The 17,457-nt window shown below is 45.9% G+C and carries 15 protein-coding genes and 1 riboswitch; of the genes, 8 read left to right on the top strand and 7 right to left on the bottom strand.

Annotation, left to right across the window (positions count from 1 at the left end):
- Nucleotides 1–113: 113 nt before the first annotated feature.
- The 3 genes from V6668_RS25575 to V6668_RS25565 all read right to left on the bottom strand — a co-directional run bounded on the left by V6668_RS25575 (nt 114) and on the right by V6668_RS25565 (nt 4,134).
- Nucleotides 114–755 (bottom strand): class D sortase, encoded by a 642-nt coding sequence (locus V6668_RS25575; RefSeq protein ID WP_338707022.1) that lies wholly within the window; start codon nt 753–755, stop codon nt 114–116.
- Nucleotides 756–1,028: 273 nt separating this feature from the next.
- On the bottom strand, nt 1,029–2,510 hold the full coding sequence (locus tag V6668_RS25570; protein WP_338707021.1) for an amino acid permease: 1,482 nt from the start codon (nt 2,508–2,510) through the stop codon (nt 1,029–1,031).
- Nucleotides 2,511–2,629: 119 nt separating this feature from the next.
- A riboswitch (Lysine riboswitch) is annotated at nt 2,630–2,845 on the bottom strand.
- A gap of 146 nt (nt 2,846–2,991) precedes the next feature.
- Nucleotides 2,992–4,134: a virulence factor gene (locus V6668_RS25565; protein ID WP_036668016.1), complete on the bottom strand. Its 1,143-nt coding sequence runs from the start codon at nt 4,132–4,134 to the stop codon at nt 2,992–2,994.
- Nucleotides 4,135–4,375: 241 nt separating this feature from the next.
- Between V6668_RS25565 and V6668_RS25560 the strand changes: the two genes are divergently transcribed.
- Nucleotides 4,376–4,795 carry a hypothetical protein gene (locus V6668_RS25560; protein WP_100529824.1) on the top strand — a complete coding sequence of 140 codons (420 nt, stop codon included), beginning with the start codon at nt 4,376–4,378 and terminating at the stop codon, nt 4,793–4,795.
- Nucleotides 4,796–4,843: 48 nt separating this feature from the next.
- Here the strand turns inward: V6668_RS25560 and V6668_RS25555 are convergent, their stop codons facing one another.
- Nucleotides 4,844–5,542, bottom strand: a complete 699-nt coding sequence (locus V6668_RS25555; protein ID WP_036668013.1) for a response regulator transcription factor — start codon at nt 5,540–5,542, stop codon at nt 4,844–4,846.
- 344 nt (nt 5,543–5,886) lie between these two features.
- Here V6668_RS25555 and V6668_RS25550 point away from each other — a divergent pair, with 344 nt between their 5' ends.
- From V6668_RS25550 to V6668_RS25525, 6 genes are all read left to right on the top strand, one after another.
- A complete protein-coding gene (locus tag V6668_RS25550; RefSeq protein ID WP_338707019.1) occupies nt 5,887–8,733 on the top strand; it encodes a PAS domain-containing sensor histidine kinase in 2,847 nt (948 codons plus the stop codon).
- 385 nt (nt 8,734–9,118) lie between these two features.
- Nucleotides 9,119–10,465, top strand: coding sequence for a cytochrome ubiquinol oxidase subunit I (locus V6668_RS25545; RefSeq protein ID WP_036606964.1), 1,347 nt, complete (start codon nt 9,119–9,121; stop codon nt 10,463–10,465).
- Nucleotides 10,462–11,496 (top strand): cytochrome d ubiquinol oxidase subunit II, encoded by a 1,035-nt coding sequence (locus V6668_RS25540; protein WP_076328904.1) that lies wholly within the window; start codon nt 10,462–10,464, stop codon nt 11,494–11,496. The genes V6668_RS25545 and V6668_RS25540 overlap by 4 nt, the downstream gene beginning before the upstream one ends.
- Nucleotides 11,497–11,504: 8 nt before the next feature.
- Nucleotides 11,505–11,660 carry a cytochrome bd oxidase small subunit CydS gene (cydS, locus tag V6668_RS25535; RefSeq protein ID WP_165790098.1) on the top strand — a complete coding sequence of 52 codons (156 nt, stop codon included), beginning with the start codon at nt 11,505–11,507 and terminating at the stop codon, nt 11,658–11,660.
- Between the two features lie 71 nt (nt 11,661–11,731).
- Nucleotides 11,732–12,778 carry an MBL fold metallo-hydrolase gene (locus tag V6668_RS25530; RefSeq protein WP_338707018.1) on the top strand — a complete coding sequence of 349 codons (1,047 nt, stop codon included), beginning with the start codon at nt 11,732–11,734 and terminating at the stop codon, nt 12,776–12,778.
- A gap of 215 nt (nt 12,779–12,993) precedes the next feature.
- The gene (locus V6668_RS25525) at nt 12,994–14,619 is read left to right on the top strand and encodes an ABC-F family ATP-binding cassette domain-containing protein (RefSeq protein WP_036606972.1); all 1,626 of its coding nucleotides are present in this window, start codon (nt 12,994–12,996) and stop codon (nt 14,617–14,619) included.
- 113 nt (nt 14,620–14,732) lie between these two features.
- Here V6668_RS25525 and V6668_RS25520 read toward each other — a convergent pair whose 3' ends face one another.
- Nucleotides 14,733–14,921 carry a hypothetical protein gene (locus tag V6668_RS25520; protein ID WP_017692261.1) on the bottom strand — a complete coding sequence of 63 codons (189 nt, stop codon included), beginning with the start codon at nt 14,919–14,921 and terminating at the stop codon, nt 14,733–14,735.
- 290 nt (nt 14,922–15,211) lie between these two features.
- On the opposite strand from V6668_RS25520, the gene V6668_RS25515 reads away from it, so the two are divergent.
- Nucleotides 15,212–16,099 (top strand): cation diffusion facilitator family transporter, encoded by an 888-nt coding sequence (locus V6668_RS25515; RefSeq protein ID WP_036606974.1) that lies wholly within the window; start codon nt 15,212–15,214, stop codon nt 16,097–16,099.
- A gap of 91 nt (nt 16,100–16,190) precedes the next feature.
- Here V6668_RS25515 and V6668_RS25510 read toward each other — a convergent pair whose 3' ends face one another.
- On the bottom strand, nt 16,191–16,709 hold the full coding sequence (locus V6668_RS25510; RefSeq protein ID WP_143781127.1) for a hypothetical protein: 519 nt from the start codon (nt 16,707–16,709) through the stop codon (nt 16,191–16,193).
- Nucleotides 16,710–17,082: 373 nt separating this feature from the next.
- Nucleotides 17,083–17,247 carry a DUF1328 domain-containing protein gene (locus tag V6668_RS25505; protein ID WP_017692264.1) on the bottom strand — a complete coding sequence of 55 codons (165 nt, stop codon included), beginning with the start codon at nt 17,245–17,247 and terminating at the stop codon, nt 17,083–17,085.
- Nucleotides 17,248–17,457 lie beyond the last annotated feature (210 nt).

Here is a 17,457-nt window from a genome sequence, read left to right as displayed (position 1 = left end):
AGTATCTAAAATTCATCGTGTGAGATAGAAATACCCTCTAGCAATCACTACGAAGACTTAGCGTCGACGTGTGAATATGCTAGAGGGTATTTTTTGGTGATATTTAGGGAGAATCAGGTCCCCGTAACATTTGGTTTCACTGCAATAGCTCTTACAATTAGGCGATGTGTTGGATTGACGAGTGGATCACAGGTAATCAAGGTAAGGACCTGTCCAAGCCCGGGATCCTCCAGCACAGATAAGTCAGTTGGCTCCACAACGGATATCTGATCTACCTTGTATTGGATAATCGTTCGATCTGCCAGGGTGACTTCCATTGAATCACCAATCTGGAGTTCTCCCAGACGATTGAACAGCCGTCCTTTTTTGTGGGCGCGATGAGCCGCTATGGCAGCATTACCTTTGTTCCCGATACGGGTGGTTTCAACAAGATGGGTTGCAGCTACCTTCATGTTGGCTTCCGTTGCACCCTCCAGAATCGGTAAGCGGACATCAATCTTGTCAATTGATAGTATCCCTAACGTATCCGAAGAGAGCTCTTGCACTGTAGCTGTATTGTCAGTAGTCGGCTCGGCGGAAGCTGCGTCCTGCATGCCTTGTTCGAAGGAGTGATTAAGCTTAGACAAGCCGTTTTGCAATTGCTCCAGATCGTTCATGACACGGGTTTGCTGCCAGTCATAATACGTTTCCCGCAGGAAAGGAAAGCTGATGATCAGGATGCCCAATAGAACGAGCAGAATAGAGAATTTTTTCATTATACATCAACTCCCGTTGTCCAAGAAAAATAGTATACCTTTCTCTATTCTACTTACCGACCTATACAAAATATGGACAGGGACGAAAGGACGTACAGAAATGTTCGAAGGGGGAGAGTCGAACCAAAACAAAACCTCCCCGTTTCGCTACAGTAGGAAGACTGCAACGCTACGGGGAGGTTTTTTTAATATGAAGTTAAATCGTAGTAACTGTATAAGTTAAACTATCCATTTACATGAGAACGTAGAGGACAGAAACAACCTGATTCTTCGTTAGTGCTTATCAGCTGGTGAATCCGTAGGTGTGAAATCACATTCCTGTAACGGTACCACTTTGGTCTTTTTGATCCATTTGTAACCGAGCCACAATACCAGGAACAGGGGTACGCTCAAGTAGGCAACGATGGCTCCACTCCAGTCGATCTGATCACCCGTGAATGCCTGATAGTTCTGTCCGATGATCACGATAATACACAGGACAAAGGCAAAGATCGGCCCAAACGGGAACCAGCGTGCCCGATAAGGCAGATCGCTCAGATCCCTGCCTTGTGCAACGTATGCACGACGGAAGCGATAATGACTGATAGCGATACCCAGCCAAGTGATAAAACCACACATACCGGATGCATTCAGCAACCACGTGTACACAATCCCATCACCGAACAGCGAGGCAAGGAATGCCAACATACCAACGGCTGTTGTAAGCAAAAGTGCATTCATTGGAATACCCTTTTTGTTCAACTTGCCGAGGAAACGAGGGGCTTTACCGTCACGGGCAAGGGCATAGAGAACACGGCTCGAAGCGTACATGCCTGAGTTACCGGCAGAGAGTACAGAGGTTAAAATAACGGCATTCATCACGGAAGCCGCAATGGCGAGGCCAGCTTTCTCAAACACCAGTGTAAACGGGCTGACACCGATATTCTCCAGGTCACCTTTGAGCAGATTCGGATGCGTATACGGGATGATCAGACTGATCACGGTAATCGCCAAGATGTAAAAAATCAGAATGCGCCAAAATACCTGACGAATTGCACGAGGGACATTCTCGCGCGGGTTTTCACTTTCACCGGCGGCTACCCCGATAAGCTCGGTACCTTGGAATGAGAATCCCGCAGCCATGAACACACCAAGCACAGCGAAGAATCCGCCATGGATGGGCGCATCACCGATGGTGAAGTTACTGAAACCAACCGCTTCTCCGCCCATAATACCAAAGATCATGAGCACACCAACGGCCAGGAAGATGATAACAGTAGCGACTTTGATAATGGCGAACCAGTACTCGGACTCTCCATAGCCTTTAACAGACAACACGTTCAAGGAAAAGATCAGCACGAGGAACAATAAGCTCCATAACATGGATGAACTGTCGGGGAACCAGTATTTAATGAGTACAGTAGCGGCAGCAAGCTCTGCTGCAATAGTTACCGCCCAGTTGTACCAGAAGTTCCAGCCCATAGCGAACCCGAGAGCAGGATCGACAAAACGTGCGGCATACGTATTAAATGAACCGGAGTCCGGCATAAAGGTAGCAAGCTCACCAAGGCTGGTCATTAGGAAATAAACCATGATGCCAACGGCCACATAGGCAATTAATGCTCCACCAGGGCCTGCGGTTGAGATGGCGGTACCACTTGCGAGAAACAGCCCGGTACCAATTGAGCCACCGAGGGCGATCATCGTCATATGGCGTGCGCGTAATCCTTTTTTCAGGGAAGGTCCAGTTGTTGTTGGGTTACTGCGGTCTTGCATGGAAACACTCCTTCATTCGATATACTGATGTTTGCGATACCTGAATTCATAAAAACAAAAAGACCACAGGCATCAGCCTGCGGTCTTTAATATTTCAATGTCCGCACCATGTCCCAGATGATTAAGATAGCTCAACACAGAAGAATTCATACCTTTATATAAAGGAAATGTACTTCCGTGACAGTTCTGCGCCTTTCGACAGCAGCCCCAGCTCACTGGACCGTATAAGGAACGTCCAGCGAGCTTCGGCGGGTACACCTTTCGGCTGATCTCATAAGCGGCTCCTTAGCGCCTCCATCAGCGTACTGATCGCACCCGCGACCTCTACCTCACCATCAATGGATGAGGTGTATCTATTGTCTATGAAATTATGAACAACACAACTTAACACCGTGTGTTCTGTTTAGTAAACAGACAATCAGTATAACGCGCATGGTTTTCCAGTGCAATAACAATTGTTGGATGTGAGGTCTAGAGACGACTATTCCTCTTTTTTGTTACGGCCAGCCATCTGCTGCCATACCGTTCCAGCAGCCTGTTCGCCCGATTCGATCCGCTCCAGAGCCATCTTGGCCTGCAGACTGACTTCGAATTCGGGATCATCAGCTGCAACGCGCAAGGCTTGTTCTGCTTCTTCTGTTCCGACCTCATATAGAAAACGAGCTGCACGCCAGCGTACAAGTTTACTTTTATCGGATAACGTAGCTGTCATGGCTGGAGTGGCGGCAGGATCACCGATATCCGACAAGGTATCCCCGGCAGTCCGGCGTACCGCAGGAGAACTGTCCTGAAGTGCTTCATACAGCAATTCCATCGCTTCCGGTGTGCGAATGTCACCCAGGTATACGACAGCCAAGCGACGTATCTGCATTTTGTTGTCATGCAAGGCATGGGCTACGAGAGACAGTCTTTCTGCCGTAGGCTCCATGCTGTCAAATGCCGCATAGCGAACATTCCAGTCCTCGTTTCGCAGAGCCTCTTCAAGTTCGGCTCCATCCAATTCACGGCGGCGCTCGACGAACTCTTCGGATTTGGTACCATGTTCAATGGCCTGTTTAATGACTTGCTCCAGCCGTTCCGGCGGGTAAGCGGCTTCCAATTCCTGCTCGACTTCACGTGCAATATCAGGCAATTCACCATATCGAACACCGTAATCACTCAGTTTACGTTCTTTGATCATCGTTGCACTGGCGACTTCTGTTACGGCTTTGACAAAGCGGTCTGACAACGAAATTCGTTCTTCCTTGACCCCGGCCTTGACCCTAATTTGCATCGGTACACCTCGGAAGAATTGTACAAATACCTGTGCTTCTCCGAAGTGCTCGCCTGAACCATCTTCGGATTCAATCCAGTCCAGATCGATGCCGTGCTGTCCAAGGCGATTTTGGACTTCGCCCAAGATAACGGACCAGTCGGCATTCCCTTTACGATCAAGTGCCACAAAGTCTGTTGTGTGGAACACACTCTTTACACCGGGAATATGAAGCATCTGGCGAATGAACGCCGGAGCAGATCGTTCGTTGTCCAGTGTATATGTTTTGCGAATTCCGTCCTCCAGACGTTCATCGAGATGTAACATCATCGTATTTGGACTCGGTGTTGGTTCAATGGAAACAATATTCATCAATGTAACCTCCTATAGTACCAGATTCATCTTTAACTTCCCGTAAATTAAATCACACGGGTATTTCTCTATTTTACATCAATGTGTGGAATCTGCGAAATCATCCAGAAGTGAAGTGGACGTGTCTAACACTTAATGTGAAGAAGTACGAAATTTGTTAACACTTCTTTCATGTTCACGCACAAACATTTTTAAACGAAAATTGGCACAATAAAGATAAGAATCAACTGGAGGTATACCTATGGAACCCATTACCGTGCTCTCGGATGGAAAACGTCGTATTGCATATGAGAATATTATTCAATTGTTCAGGAACTGGATTGAGGACTCAACATCTGGTTCTGCGATAGAAACACATCGGGGAAGTTGGGGGAAAGCCCGTTATTGTATTGTTGATTATCAGGTTGCCGAAGAAGCAGTGTCAGCAGCAAATGCCATTCGGGCTTTTATGCCACAACTTCCGTTACTAGTCATTACGGATTTCAAATCCCTTATTCGTAAGCGTCACCTTCAAGAAATTACAGGTACGGGTGAGATGAAGATGATTCTCTGGAACGAGCAAGACCCGAATCAACTAATCAAGGATATGGAAAATTGGTTTCATTCGTCGTCTATCCATAACTCAAAAATAGCCATACCACCCATCTTATCCATGAGATAAAAGAGAGATATGGCCAAAGGTGTTTAACCTTCAAGCGTTACGATCATATTAGATCACATATTTATAGCCTGTTCCCCAAACCGTCTTAATATAACGTGGGTTCTTGGGGTCAGGCTCAATTTTTTTACGCAGACTTGAGATATGAACATCAATGGTACGATCCAGATAGGCACGTTCGGAGCCTTTGATCCGATCCATCAGTTCATTGCGCGTGAACACTTTGCCTGGATTGCGGTACAATTCCTTCATAATCTCAAACTCAATATGAGTGACCTCGATTTCAACGCCATCCACAAACAGAGTTCTCCTGTATTCATTCACATTCACATGTCCAGTAACCTCTGCCTGCTTGTCTTCTTTTACCGGTTTATCCTTATAGGAAATAATTGATCTTCGCAGCAGTGCTTTAATCCGGGCATCCAACTCTTTCAAACTAAATGGTTTGCACAGAAAGTCATCCGCACCATTATGCAATGCGCGAAGTCGATCATTCAGCATGGTGCTTGCCGAGATCATCAGAATGGGCACAGTGGAGTGCTGGCGAAAGGCTTCTACGAGATCATTTCCATCCATTTCAGGAAGCATGAGATCCGTTACAACAATATCCGGCTGGAATTGTGGAAACAGTTGAAGTGCCTCGCGGGCATGATGAACCCGTTCAGTGATGTATCCTTCCTCCTCAAGAAAGAAAGCAATCATGTCGGCCAGATTTTTCTCATCTTCTATAAGAAGTACTTTGATAGTCATAGGGTCACACTCCTGGTGAAAATAATATGTTAAGAAAATGCTAAAAAAACAAGGTGAATTGCGAATAAATGCCGCAAATTTTTTAATGTTTCTATCCCAAAATATAGGATGTATATGTAGAGAAGAAATAAGCTTTTTGAGTGAACTTCAATATTCTAGCATGAATGCAGTTTGGTTGCCGATCAATCAAAATTTCCCAAAGCTACACCAAGTACTAATTACAGTATAATGGATCAGAACGATTTGAGGGGAAAAAAGTAAGATTGTATCCGCTTAAGTTTATAGGGGGAACCAACGTTGTTGTTGAAAACAGAAGAAAAAATGATCCATGAGGGCAATTGCTTATGGATCTTATAAAGGCAAAACAGCTGCTGGAGTGGGTCGTGCTGAAGCTAAGGATACCCTGGTTTGGAACCAGCATACTGATCATTCTTGGCTCACTAAGTACTATTTTTCCACTTACCTTATTCTATGGCGTGCAGTTTATGGTTGGCAGCGCAGCAGCACTCATAGCTCTTCGTTTGCATGGGGCCATCTATGGTTTTGCCACCCTTACAGTCATCTATCTGTTAAATACCACCGTTGTCGGCTTCGAGCCGCGGAACTTAACGGTAATGATTGCGCATTTCATTGAGCTGATCTGGATGATCGGTTGGCAATTGCGTTGGAAGAATGGCAGCCTAATCAAGGCTAATGCTGTCTTCTGGGTAGTGATGCTGCTTCCCGTCATCTATTGCGGACATTATTTATTGGGACTGAATATAGAAGATTTGAAGTATGAGTATATGTATATTGCCGTGATTGGTATGGTGAATGCGTTGATCGCGGGTATTGTGGTGGACTTCTGGATTACTACGGGTGAGCACAAATCAAAACGTACAGGAACTATTCCTATCACCAGAATCGCATTTAAATACGTAGTCGCCTTTGTGGTGTTTGTTTCTCTCCTATTGTTATCCGCAGATAGCCGCAGACAATTAAGTCAAATGAATGATGCCATTATACTTGATATGAAACATGCAGCAAGTGCTGTTGTTCAGGATCTGGACGAACAGTATGTTACCTCGGAGAATATGGATCAGAACATGGCACGGTATCATCATTTATTGGGTGTGAATGTGATTCTGCTGAATCGGAATGATACAGTCGTTACTTCTGGTTTGAATACACTACAGGCTGGTGAGTATCTGGACATGGATAGATACAGTCTCCTTAAGTCGAAAGATAACCTTATGCTATTAAGCTCTGAGAATATTCATTACAGTGCTGTATTGAATCACTGGAAACAGGCATCTTTCATCTATGAAGCGGAGATGACAGCTGTAACACCTTATCGGGTATTCATTGAGACCAGCTCAACCAAGTATTATCCTCGAATAGAATCGATCTATCTTACCACATTGCAATACCTGTTCCTGATCATCGTGGCTTCCATGATTGTAGCGGCTCCTCTGAGCAGTAAGGTCGTTAGTCCACTCTTAAGACTAACCAGAATGACAGGTTCTCTTCCGAGGTTGCTGTTTCGAAATGGGAAGATGGAGTGGCCAACGAGCCATGTAACTGAAGTGCAGATTCTTATTGGTAATTTGCGTAAAATGGCTGATGTACTGCTGGAACAATTCGAACAGATTCGTCACGATAAGTTAACGCTGGAGGACAGGGTCATAGAGCGGACCAAGGAACTCAAGAATAGTGAAGAAGTCAAACGTGCAATTATTGAATCGTCAATAGATGCGATTATCGCTGTAGACTCGAATGGAACCATCGTTGAGTTTAATCCGGAGGCCGAAAGAATGTTTGGATTGCTTCGGGAAGAAGTGATCCTGCACAAGGAAGCACCATCTCTTTTTCAAGGGGCCAGCTGCAGTGAGATCAAGAATTTGCTGGAGCGATTTGAATATATTGAAGGTAAAAGATACACCATCGTTGAAGAAATTTCAGGTATCCGCCGGGATGGTTCCGTATTTCCGATTGAGTACAAAATTGTTGAGATCCAGTTGGGCAAAAATGAGACATTATATAACCTGTTTATTAAGGATATTACGGAGCGGACCAGAGCAGAAGAAGATCGTGTACGTCATGCCCTTGCGCTGGAGAAGCTGAACTCGGAGTTGTTCAATGAGAAGATTGCGATCCAGGAACAGCGAGATATCAGTGAGCAATTTATTGAATCCGTACGAGAAGGGCTCGTGATGTCTGATCGATCAGGGACCATAACCATCGTCAACCGAAGGATAGAAGAGATGTTTGGTTTGGGTGATTTTATGGGAAGATCCATTGAGGATTTGGCGCAGGCGATTGATACGATGGTATTAACGGACAACTTCAATCTGATGGAACAGACGAGAGCATTCCTGAATGGAGAAACGGCTTTTATCGAGACCGAATTTATATTCAATAATGTGGATAAAAGTGTTTTTTCCTTGTACATGAAGCAGATGGATGTCCCGGGTAAAAACCATGGGTTTCTGCTGGTGTTTCGTGACCGGACAGGAGAAGAACGGCTGGATCGGATGAAAAATGAGCTCATCAGTGTGGTATCTCATGAGCTTCGAACGCCTGTAGCCACCATTATGGGGTATGTGGAACTCATGATGATGTATGACCTTCCGGCAGCTCAGCAGCGGGAATTCATGCAGACCATCTCTTCGGAGGGCAAGCGGCTGAGCAGTTTGCTTGATGATGTACTGGATATTCAGCGCCTCGACAACGAAGGTATGACTTACCACATGACGTATGTACCGCTGGTTGAGTTGGTAGAAGGGGTTGCCGAACAGTGGAATATGAAGTCTGCCCAACGTATCTACGTGCATACGTTTAATGGAGACTTTTTTGCTTATGCTGACCAGAACAGGATGGTTCAGGTTCTGCATAATCTGGTGGGCAATGCAGTTAAGTATTCTCCGGGAGCCGATCGTATTGATATTACGTTATGGGAAGAAGAGGAATGGTTATGTCTTGATGTGCGTGATTACGGAATAGGTATTGCGGAGCAAGAGAAGGACATGCTGTTTAATAAATTCTATCGGGTCGATAATTCGGATCATCGGCAGATTGGTGGAACAGGAATTGGGTTGTACATTTCCCGTAAAATTGTAGAAGATCACAAGGGTACGCTGACTTTTATATCTGCACCGGACAAAGGAAGTACGTTCAAGGTCCGACTGCCCAAGCAGGACGTATTGGTGTGAATTTAAGATTGGATGAAGAAATGTATTTCACTTTTTTTATGAACCAAGTTTATGTACGAGACCTACGAATAGAGCCTTTGCCCTTCAGCGCGTGAGCGTGATAAGGGGAAAGGCTTTTTTTGTTTTTCAATTTCCCCGGATAAAAAAACAACTTCTTTTGCAAACTGTCTATAGAGCCATAATTTGCATCCCATGCAAAAGGAGGACGGCAGGTATATGTTCCGTAAACAAGAGAAAACACTCATCATCGTCTGTCTGGTTGCAGCTGTGGTTGTGCTGTATGCCGTTGTGAAGAGCATCATCCGAATCATGAGTTATTGAGATACATGTTCAAGCAGAGTAACTGCTGTCGTACATAACGATTATGTGAAAGAGGAGTGTAACCATGTCATCCCTGGACCCTGTTTTGCTCAGCCGGATACTAACCGGCCTTACCCTGTTTGTACACATTATTTTTGCCTCTATCGGTGTAGGCGTGCCGCTTATGATTGCCTTGGCCGAGTGGCGAGGACTACGAACCAATGATATGCATTACACCTTGCTGGCACGCCGGTGGGCGCGAGGTTTTGTTATCACCGTTGCCGTTGGCGTTGTTACAGGCACCTCGATCGGATTACAACTCAGTCTGCTGTGGCCGATGTTTATGCGAGTAGCGGGTCAGGCAATCGCCCTGCCGCTGTTCATGGAGACGTTTGCCTTTTTTATAGAGGCGATCTTTCTTGGAATTTACCTCTATACGTGGGATCGTTTCAAAAAGAAATATACGCATATGCTGCTTTTGATTCCGGTAGCTCTCGGCTCATCTGCATCTGCGATTTTCATTACAACGGTCAACTCCTTCATGAACCAGCCTCAGGGATTCACCCTGATTAATGGCATCATGAAGGACATTCATCCGATTGCTGCCATGTTGAATCCGGCAACGCCAACCAAAGTGTCCCATGTACTCGCTTCATCCTACACCTTGAGTGCAGGTATTCTGGCGGGGATAGCCGCTTTCAGTTTACTTCGGGGACGGGATCATGTGTATTACAAAAAAGCACTGAAACTCACGACGGTATCTGCGCTCGTATTTGCCATTAGTACCGTCATGATCGGCGATTCCTCCGGTAAATTCCTGGCGAAATATCAGCCGGAGAAGCTGGCTGCCGCAGAATGGCATTTCAAGACGATGAAGGAGGCACCGCTCGTTTATGGGGGTATTTTGGATGAGAACAATGAGGTGAAATACGCCATTGAGATTCCCTATGCGCTTAGCATTTTGGCGGGTAATCGTCCAGATACGGAAGTGAAGGGTCTCGAAGAATTTCCGGCGGATCTGAGACCACCACTATCCATACACTATATGTTCGACCTGAAGGTCACCACCGGAGTGATCATCCTGATGATTCCTGTGTTATATGTACTGCGGCGCTGGTTGCCAGGGCGCAAGCCCTATCCCAAGTGGCTGCTGCTTGGCATTGTTTTGCTGGGGCCACTGGCCATGATTGCAATCGAGCTGGGGTGGATGTTCGCTGAAGTTGGCAGGCAGCCTTGGATCTTACGCGGATATATGAAGGTGGCGGAAGCAGCCACGACGTCAACTTCGGTAGGATGGATGTTAGTGTTGTTCATCTTGCTGTATCTGATCCTGTGTTTCTCGTGCATTCGGGTACTCAGCAAGCTGTTCCGCAACAAGGAAGCAGAGAAGGAACTAGAGTCTCTGGGGCTTGAAGGAGGGATCGTGCATTGAGTTTCGAAATTGCAGGCATCGCAATATTGTGGACGTTTTTGTTCGGTTACCTGATCGTTGCTTCGATTGATTTTGGCGCCGGGTTCTTCAGCTTTTATAGCATTTTGACCGGGCATGAGAACAAAATTCATAACATCATTCAGCGCTACCTGTCTCCCGTGTGGGAAGTGACGAATGTGTTTTTGATCTTTTTTGTGGTCGGACTGGTCGGGTTTTATCCGGATAGCGCCTTTTATTACGGGACTGCTTTGCTGGTTCCGGGTTCCCTGGCCATTGTACTGCTTGCGATCCGGGGCGTGTATTACGCCTACAATACCTATGGCAACCATGGGCAGAACAGCCGGATCTACATGGCATTGTATGGAGCGACGGGATTGCTGATTCCAGCCGTGTTCTCTACCATTTTGGCGATATCCGAAGGCGGGATCATTGAAGAGGTGGGCGATCAGGTGTTTTTTCGCTGGCGTGAATTTTTGACGAATCCCTATACCTGGTCGGTTGTTTTGCTTGCACTGGTTAGTGTGCTGTACATCTCGGCGATGTTTCTTTCCTATTATGCAAAACGGGCGGGGGATGAGCCGGCATATGAGGTGCTTCGAGAGTACGCGCTGCTCTGGAGTTTGCCTACCATTTTTGCAAGCTTTCTGGCTTTTCTGCAGATTAACAAACAGAATCCCGCACACTTTGAGCAGATGGTAAATATTTCGTGGATGTTCATCGCTTCGTTTATTTGTTTTGTCATTGCTGTGTCGCTGGTGTGGAAAAGTAAATATCTGGGTTGGTGTTTTGTTGCTGTCATGCTTCAGTTTGCCTTTGCCTGGTATGGTTACGGGCGATCTCACCTTCCGTACATATTGTATCCGTACATCAATATTTACGACGGCTTTACGAATCGCACGATGGGGATTGCGCTCATTACAGCGTTTAGTCTGGGGTTACTCGTGCTCATTCCTTCGCTTGTGCTGATTATGAAGCTGTTCCTGTTTGATGCCAATTATGTGCGGGGTAATTCTGGTAAAAAGAAAGGATGAGTCTGTTCATGGTCACTACTGAGGGAGTCACGGGGATACCCGGTATAACCGGATTGAGCTTTTTTGAGACATTCACCATTATGTACGCTCCTCCACTGATCATTGCGGCTGCTATTGTTTTTCTGTTTATATATCTGGCCGTATATAAGAACCCAAAGGATTGATTGGTTGGTACGTCCATTCCCGTTTGGGGTAATCTGTTGTTAAGAAATGAGGAAGGGAGGAGGGCCCTTTCATGCCGAAAATCCGTTATAACAATATCGATAATGTAAGTACGGACAAAACGCTGAAGGAATTCAAACAATGGAGGGAGCAACGGCGGAGCAAAGTGAAGGACTACTCCTACACCGTGCCCAAACACCCGCCTGAACTGGATTATCTGCATGCCAACAGGGATGACACAAGTATTACCTGGATTGGACACTCCACGTTTTTCATTCAATATTATGGATTGAACATCGTGACTGACCCGGTTTGGGCCGAAAAAATGGGATTTCAACGAAGGCTCGGTGCCCCCGGCATTCCGATTCAGGATATTCCACCGTTGGATGTGATTCTGATATCCCATTCCCACTATGATCATCTGCATCTGGCTTCCTTGCGTAAGCTGATTACAGCCAAGACGTTGCTCATCGTACCCGATGGTCTGAAGCGCAAGATGATTCGCAAAGGATTTCATCGATGCCAGGAGATGAAATGGTGGGATCATATGACACTTGGCGGAGTCAAAATAACTTTTGTTCCTGCACAGCACTGGACGCGCCGAACGTTGTTTGATACCAATACGTCTCATTGGGGCGGTTATGTATTGGAATCGAATCATTCGGCAACGAATTCAGCAGCGGAAAGTGCTGCAACAACGAACAATCAGGATGAATCATCCACGGAATCAGGGAAGGACGAAACATCCAAAACATCCGGCGGTCCGCCTGTGTTGTATTTTGTGGGTGACACAGGTTACTTCCAGGGTTTCAAAACGATTGGAGAACGCTTTGACATTGGGGTTACCCTGATGCCCATCGGTGCCTACGATCCGGAATGGTTCATGACTTCTCAGCATGTGACACCCGAAGAAGCGCTGCAGGGGTTCGTTGAATCCGGTTCACAGCTCATGGTTCCAATGCATTACGGCACATTCAAGCTGGCGGATGATACGCCCAAGGAAGCGCTGGATCGGCTGGAAGTTGAACGTGAACGTTTAGGCATTGGTAAAGAGCGGATTCGGGTGCTTGGTCATGGCGAAACACTCCGCATTCACCACGAGGAAGGTAAACAGGGCTAACAAAAGTGAGCCAAATATGTTAATGTAGGGGTATGCCTGCATGAACAGTACATTTACCAAATCTTTAATAAGTAAAAAGCGGCCAATTTTCGAATTTGCCGCTTTTTTGTGTTATAATATGGTGCCAGAATAGGCATCGGGATATTGAATCCATGATTTACGCAACTTGCTATTCATGCAGTATGCAGATTAACCAATAAAGGATGGTATGCTTAATGATCAGTACAAGCGGCATCACGCTCCGCTACGGAAAACGTGCACTTTTTGAAGATGTAAATATCAAATTCACGCCAGGGAACTGTTACGGCCTGATCGGCGCCAACGGAGCCGGCAAATCAACATTCTTGAAAATTTTGTCTGGTGAGATTGAAGCCAACTCGGGAGAGGTGCACATCACCCCGGGCGAACGTATGGCCGTTTTGAAGCAAAACCACTTTGAATATGATGAGTATCCGGTTCTCGAAACGGTAATTATGGGTCATAGTCGTCTGTATTCCATCATGAAAGAGAAGGATGCTTTGTATGCGAAGGCAGACTTCACAGAAGAAGACGGTTTGCGTGCAGGTGAGCTTGAAGGGGAATTCGCTGAGCAAAACGGCTGGGATGCTGAACCAGATGCAGCGGCGCTCCTGATCGGTCTTGGCATTGTTCGTGACATGCATGACAAAAAAATGATAGAGCTGAGCGGAAACGAAAAAGTCCGTGTATTGCTGGCACAAGCGTTGTTTGGCCGTCCAAACAACCTGTTGCTCGATGAGCCTACCAACCACTTGGATCTCGAATCCATTCAATGGCTGGAGAACTTCCTGATGGATTATGAAGGTACCGTTATTGTGGTATCCCATGACCGTCACTTCCTGAACAAGGTATGTACGCATATCGCAGATATTGACTTCGGTAAAATCCAGATGTACGTAGGTAACTATGACTTCTGGTATGAGTCCAGCCAATTGGCACTTGCTCTGCAGCGGGATGCCAACAAGAAAAAAGAAGAGAAGATTAAAGAGCTACAAGCCTTTATTCAACGTTTCTCTGCGAACGCTTCGAAGTCCAAACAGGCGACTTCCCGGAAGAAAACACTCGACAAAATCACATTGGATGACCTTCGTCCATCCAACCGTAAATACCCGTTCATCAACTTCAAGCCTGAACGTGAAGCAGGTAAACAATTGCTGACGGTAGATCGTATTGACAAATCCATCGATGGTGTGAAAATGTTGAATGATGTGAGCTTTGTGGTGAACAAAGGTGACAAAATTGCATTTGTTGGCCCGAACGGAAATGCCAAATCACTGTTATTTGATATTCTCATGGGTGAAACCGAAGCAGATAGCGGCGAATATACTTGGGGTATAACGACGACTCAGGCTTATTTCCCGAAAGATAACTCTCAGTATTTTGACGGTGTAGACATGACTCTCGTGGATTGGCTCCGTCAGTATTCGAAAGATCAGGATGAAACGTATCTGCGTGGATTCTTGGGCCGTATGCTGTTCTCCGGTGAGGAGTCCCAGAAGAAGGCTAGCGTACTCTCCGGGGGGGAGAAGGTTCGTTGTATGCTGGCAAAAATGATGCAGACAGGTGCAAACGCACTGATTCTGGATGAGCCAACGAACCACTTGGATCTTGAATCCATCACAGCACTGAATAACGGTATGATTGACTTTGACGGCACAATGCTGTTTACATCCCATGACCATCAGTTCATCCAAACGATTGCTAACCGGATTATCGAAATTACGCCAACAGGCATCATCGATCGCCAAATGAGCTATGACGAATATCTGGAAAGTGATGAAATCAAAGAACTGCGCAATAAAATGTATCCGGTAGAAGCTTAATCTAAGCATCATCTGCGGCACATGATTATAGGAACACCAAAGAACCGCAAGCCTCTGTGAAGAGGGCTTGCGGTTCTTTTTGTAATTCAATGGTTTCTCGGCGGCTTTAAGACCTAAGATCCACCAGTACGGCGACGTTGGTTGTTAGGCTTTTTGTTGTTTTGACTCTTCATCGCTTTAGGTCCGCCTTCAAAGTAGGCGCTGGATTGGTTACCAGAATTTGCTTGTTCTTTCTTTTGCGCCAGTTTTTGGCGTATAGCATCCTGCAAACTGACCTTTTTCGGTTCGTTATTTTCGCTCATCGTTATTTCCCTCCCGGTCTTACAGTGAGCCGTCCAGATTGGACGGGATGTACCTATTTTATACGTTTTATAAAAGCCCCACAAGGGCAACCTGATAAAATGCTCAAAACCTTTGGTTTTACCCAGGCCAACATTTTTTCTCAATAACTACAGCCCTGCCGTCTGGCAACTTTGTTTCGGCTTGCCTACAGCAATGCAACCTGGCAACACTGTTTCTGTAGACCCACACGCTCCGCATTTGGTAACATGGAAAAACCGTAATACGAAACGTTAAAGGGGTGTCGCCCGGTTTGAACGCTTATGAAGAAATTCGAAAAGGGGAGCGAGGGGCTTGGGTTAGTATCGTAGCCTATCTCGTCTTGTCCGCTTTTAAGCTGATCTGTGGATATTTATTTGCTTCCAGCGCCTTGCTGGCCGATGGTTTTAATAACCTTACAGATATTGTAGCATCCATTGCTGTACTGATTGGGCTTCGGATCTCCCAGAAACCACCTGATTCGGATCATGCCTATGGTCATTTTAGAGCGGAGACGGTTGCTGCTTTGGTAGCTTCATTTATTATGGCTATGGTTGGGCTGCAAGTATTGGTTGAAGCCGTTCGCTCCTGGTATGAAGGAGCCTTTGTTGCTCCAAACCTGTGGGCGGCAGCGGTGGCTGTAGTCTGTGCTGTGGTGATGTTAGGCGTGTACCGTTACAATCACCGTCTGGCAAAACAAATTAATAGTCAGGCTCTGATGGCCGCGGCGAAAGATAATCGTTCCGATGCCTGGGTCAGCATAGGCGCTGCAATTGGAATTATAGGTGCGCAGTTTGGACTTCCATGGCTGGATAAAGTAGCTGCCATTGCTGTAGGTCTGTTGATCTGCAAAACGGCTTGGGAGATTTTTCGGGATTCTACACATCGTCTTACCGACGGATTTGACCAGAAGGAACTGACGGATCTCAGATCCTCCGTAGCACGCGTTCCCGGTGTTGAGATGATCAAGGACGTGAAGGCACGTGTGCACGGCAGTCATGTACTTGTGGATGTAGTCATTGAAGTGGACGGAGGCCTAAGCTTGATTGAAGGCCATCAGATCTGTGACCGTGTTGAAGAGCGGTTGAAGCGATCGCATAACATCATGCATGTACATGTACATGTGGAACCAAAGACGGAAGAAGTCACAAGGAACCCTTGAACAGGGAGTGAACATCTTGGAAAATGAAAAGAGGACAGCCGCAATTGTGCGTGCTGTCCTCTTTACTTATCATTAGAACGATTATACGATGTTATTGAATGGCAACGTGGATCCACGCTTTGCCTTTCCAAGTGTATACTTGTACCCACTCGCCGCCATCGAATCCATCAACCACTTCACCTGTTGTATCGATGACTTGGGAACCTAATGCACCGATTGGTTTACCGTTAGGTGCATCATAGAACCAAGTGCGCTCCAGAAGGTTCAGCAACATCGTTGGTGCCAGTACTTCATCACCTGGTTTTACGAGTGGCTCTTCAAACATTTTCTCATCTGTAGTCGTAGCTGGCGTTTCAGTTGTAGTTGAAGTACCTTCTGCACCTGTAGTGTCTACTGTTGTACCTGTTACAGTCTCAGCAGTACCTTCTACTGTTTCTACAGCAGGTTTGTTCACTTCAACAGCTGGAGTTGTTGTGGTCGTTGTCGTTGTTGTAGCCTCAGTTCCTGTTTCCGGATTTACCGTTCCAGTAACCGCTTCCTCAGCACCCGCAGCGGCAGCCATCGAACCCATCAACGTTAAAGCAGCGGCAAAACTTACGATTTTTTTCATTTTGTTTTTCCTCCTCGGTAGGTATGTAAAATGTTGTCCTGATTACAAGTAACCAAGCAAGCACCCTTATGAATCACAAATTATAACAATATTTTCTTGCATTCTCCAGTGTCAACTGGCTCATATGTGGGTATATAGCAAGCCTGTAAATATCATACTTCAGTGGGATAAAACCGGGTTGGCTATCTCAAAAAGGTCCTGTTTTTTTTGGGATTCATACGAGAGCGGATTGGAATAAAGCAGAAGGGAGTGCAATACATAATATAGAAAAGTTGACCTATGCCTGAACGCACAAAAGCCAATCGGCTTGGGAGCACGATCGGCTTTTGTATGTAATCGTTTAGTAAACACTCAGTCATATCAGAGCCTGAGGTTATCGCATTCGGCTACGTCCCGTAATCAGGGAGATTACGAACAGTACAACAAAGATGAAGAAGAGTACTTTCGCGATTGAAGCAGCTGCTTCAACAATACCGAAGAATCCAAAAATACCTGCTACCAGTGCAATAATTAGAAATAATACAGACCATTTCAACATAAGTATTCATCCTTTCGTATAATTGATTGTGGAGTGAGTTGTGTTCACCTCACCGCCTTGTGTAGTCTAACTTTAACCGAGTGCTAACCGCTTGAAACATTGGTTTTTTTTCCAAGCGAAGGCATATATGAAGGGATATATAATATTGTTTCGTCCGGGAAATCGCCGGGTAACTATAGCAATAACAAACTGATGCACATATGGAAAGAG

Origin of the sequence: Paenibacillus amylolyticus (genome assembly GCF_036894225.1) — a bacterium.
Classification (GTDB): Bacteria; Bacillota; Bacilli; order Paenibacillales; family Paenibacillaceae; genus Paenibacillus; species Paenibacillus amylolyticus.
The sequence above is the reverse complement of the archived record's forward strand: the minus strand, read 5'-3'. Positions and strand labels throughout refer to the sequence as shown.

Bases quoted from the DNA above. Each gene is read 5' to 3' on its own strand.
- V6668_RS25575 (WP_338707022.1), bottom strand. From the start codon at position 755: ATGAAAAAATTCTCTATTCTGCTCGTTCTATTGGGCATCCTGATCATC.
- V6668_RS25570 (WP_338707021.1), bottom strand. From the start codon at position 2,510: ATGCAAGACCGCAGTAACCCAACAACAACTGGACCTTCCCTGAAAAAA.
- V6668_RS25565 (WP_036668016.1), bottom strand. From the start codon at position 4,134: ATGAATATTGTTTCCATTGAACCAACACCGAGTCCAAATACGATGATG.
- V6668_RS25560 (WP_100529824.1), top strand. From the start codon at position 4,376: ATGGAACCCATTACCGTGCTCTCGGATGGAAAACGTCGTATTGCATAT.
- V6668_RS25555 (WP_036668013.1), bottom strand. From the start codon at position 5,542: ATGACTATCAAAGTACTTCTTATAGAAGATGAGAAAAATCTGGCCGAC.
- V6668_RS25550 (WP_338707019.1), top strand. From the start codon at position 5,887: ATGGATCTTATAAAGGCAAAACAGCTGCTGGAGTGGGTCGTGCTGAAG.
- V6668_RS25545 (WP_036606964.1), top strand. From the start codon at position 9,119: ATGTCATCCCTGGACCCTGTTTTGCTCAGCCGGATACTAACCGGCCTT.
- cydS (WP_165790098.1), top strand. From the start codon at position 11,505: ATGGTCACTACTGAGGGAGTCACGGGGATACCCGGTATAACCGGATTG.
- V6668_RS25530 (WP_338707018.1), top strand. From the start codon at position 11,732: ATGCCGAAAATCCGTTATAACAATATCGATAATGTAAGTACGGACAAA.
- V6668_RS25525 (WP_036606972.1), top strand. From the start codon at position 12,994: ATGATCAGTACAAGCGGCATCACGCTCCGCTACGGAAAACGTGCACTT.
- V6668_RS25520 (WP_017692261.1), bottom strand. From the start codon at position 14,921: ATGAGCGAAAATAACGAACCGAAAAAGGTCAGTTTGCAGGATGCTATA.
- V6668_RS25510 (WP_143781127.1), bottom strand. From the start codon at position 16,709: ATGAAAAAAATCGTAAGTTTTGCCGCTGCTTTAACGTTGATGGGTTCG.
- V6668_RS25505 (WP_017692264.1), bottom strand. From the start codon at position 17,247: ATGTTGAAATGGTCTGTATTATTTCTAATTATTGCACTGGTAGCAGGT.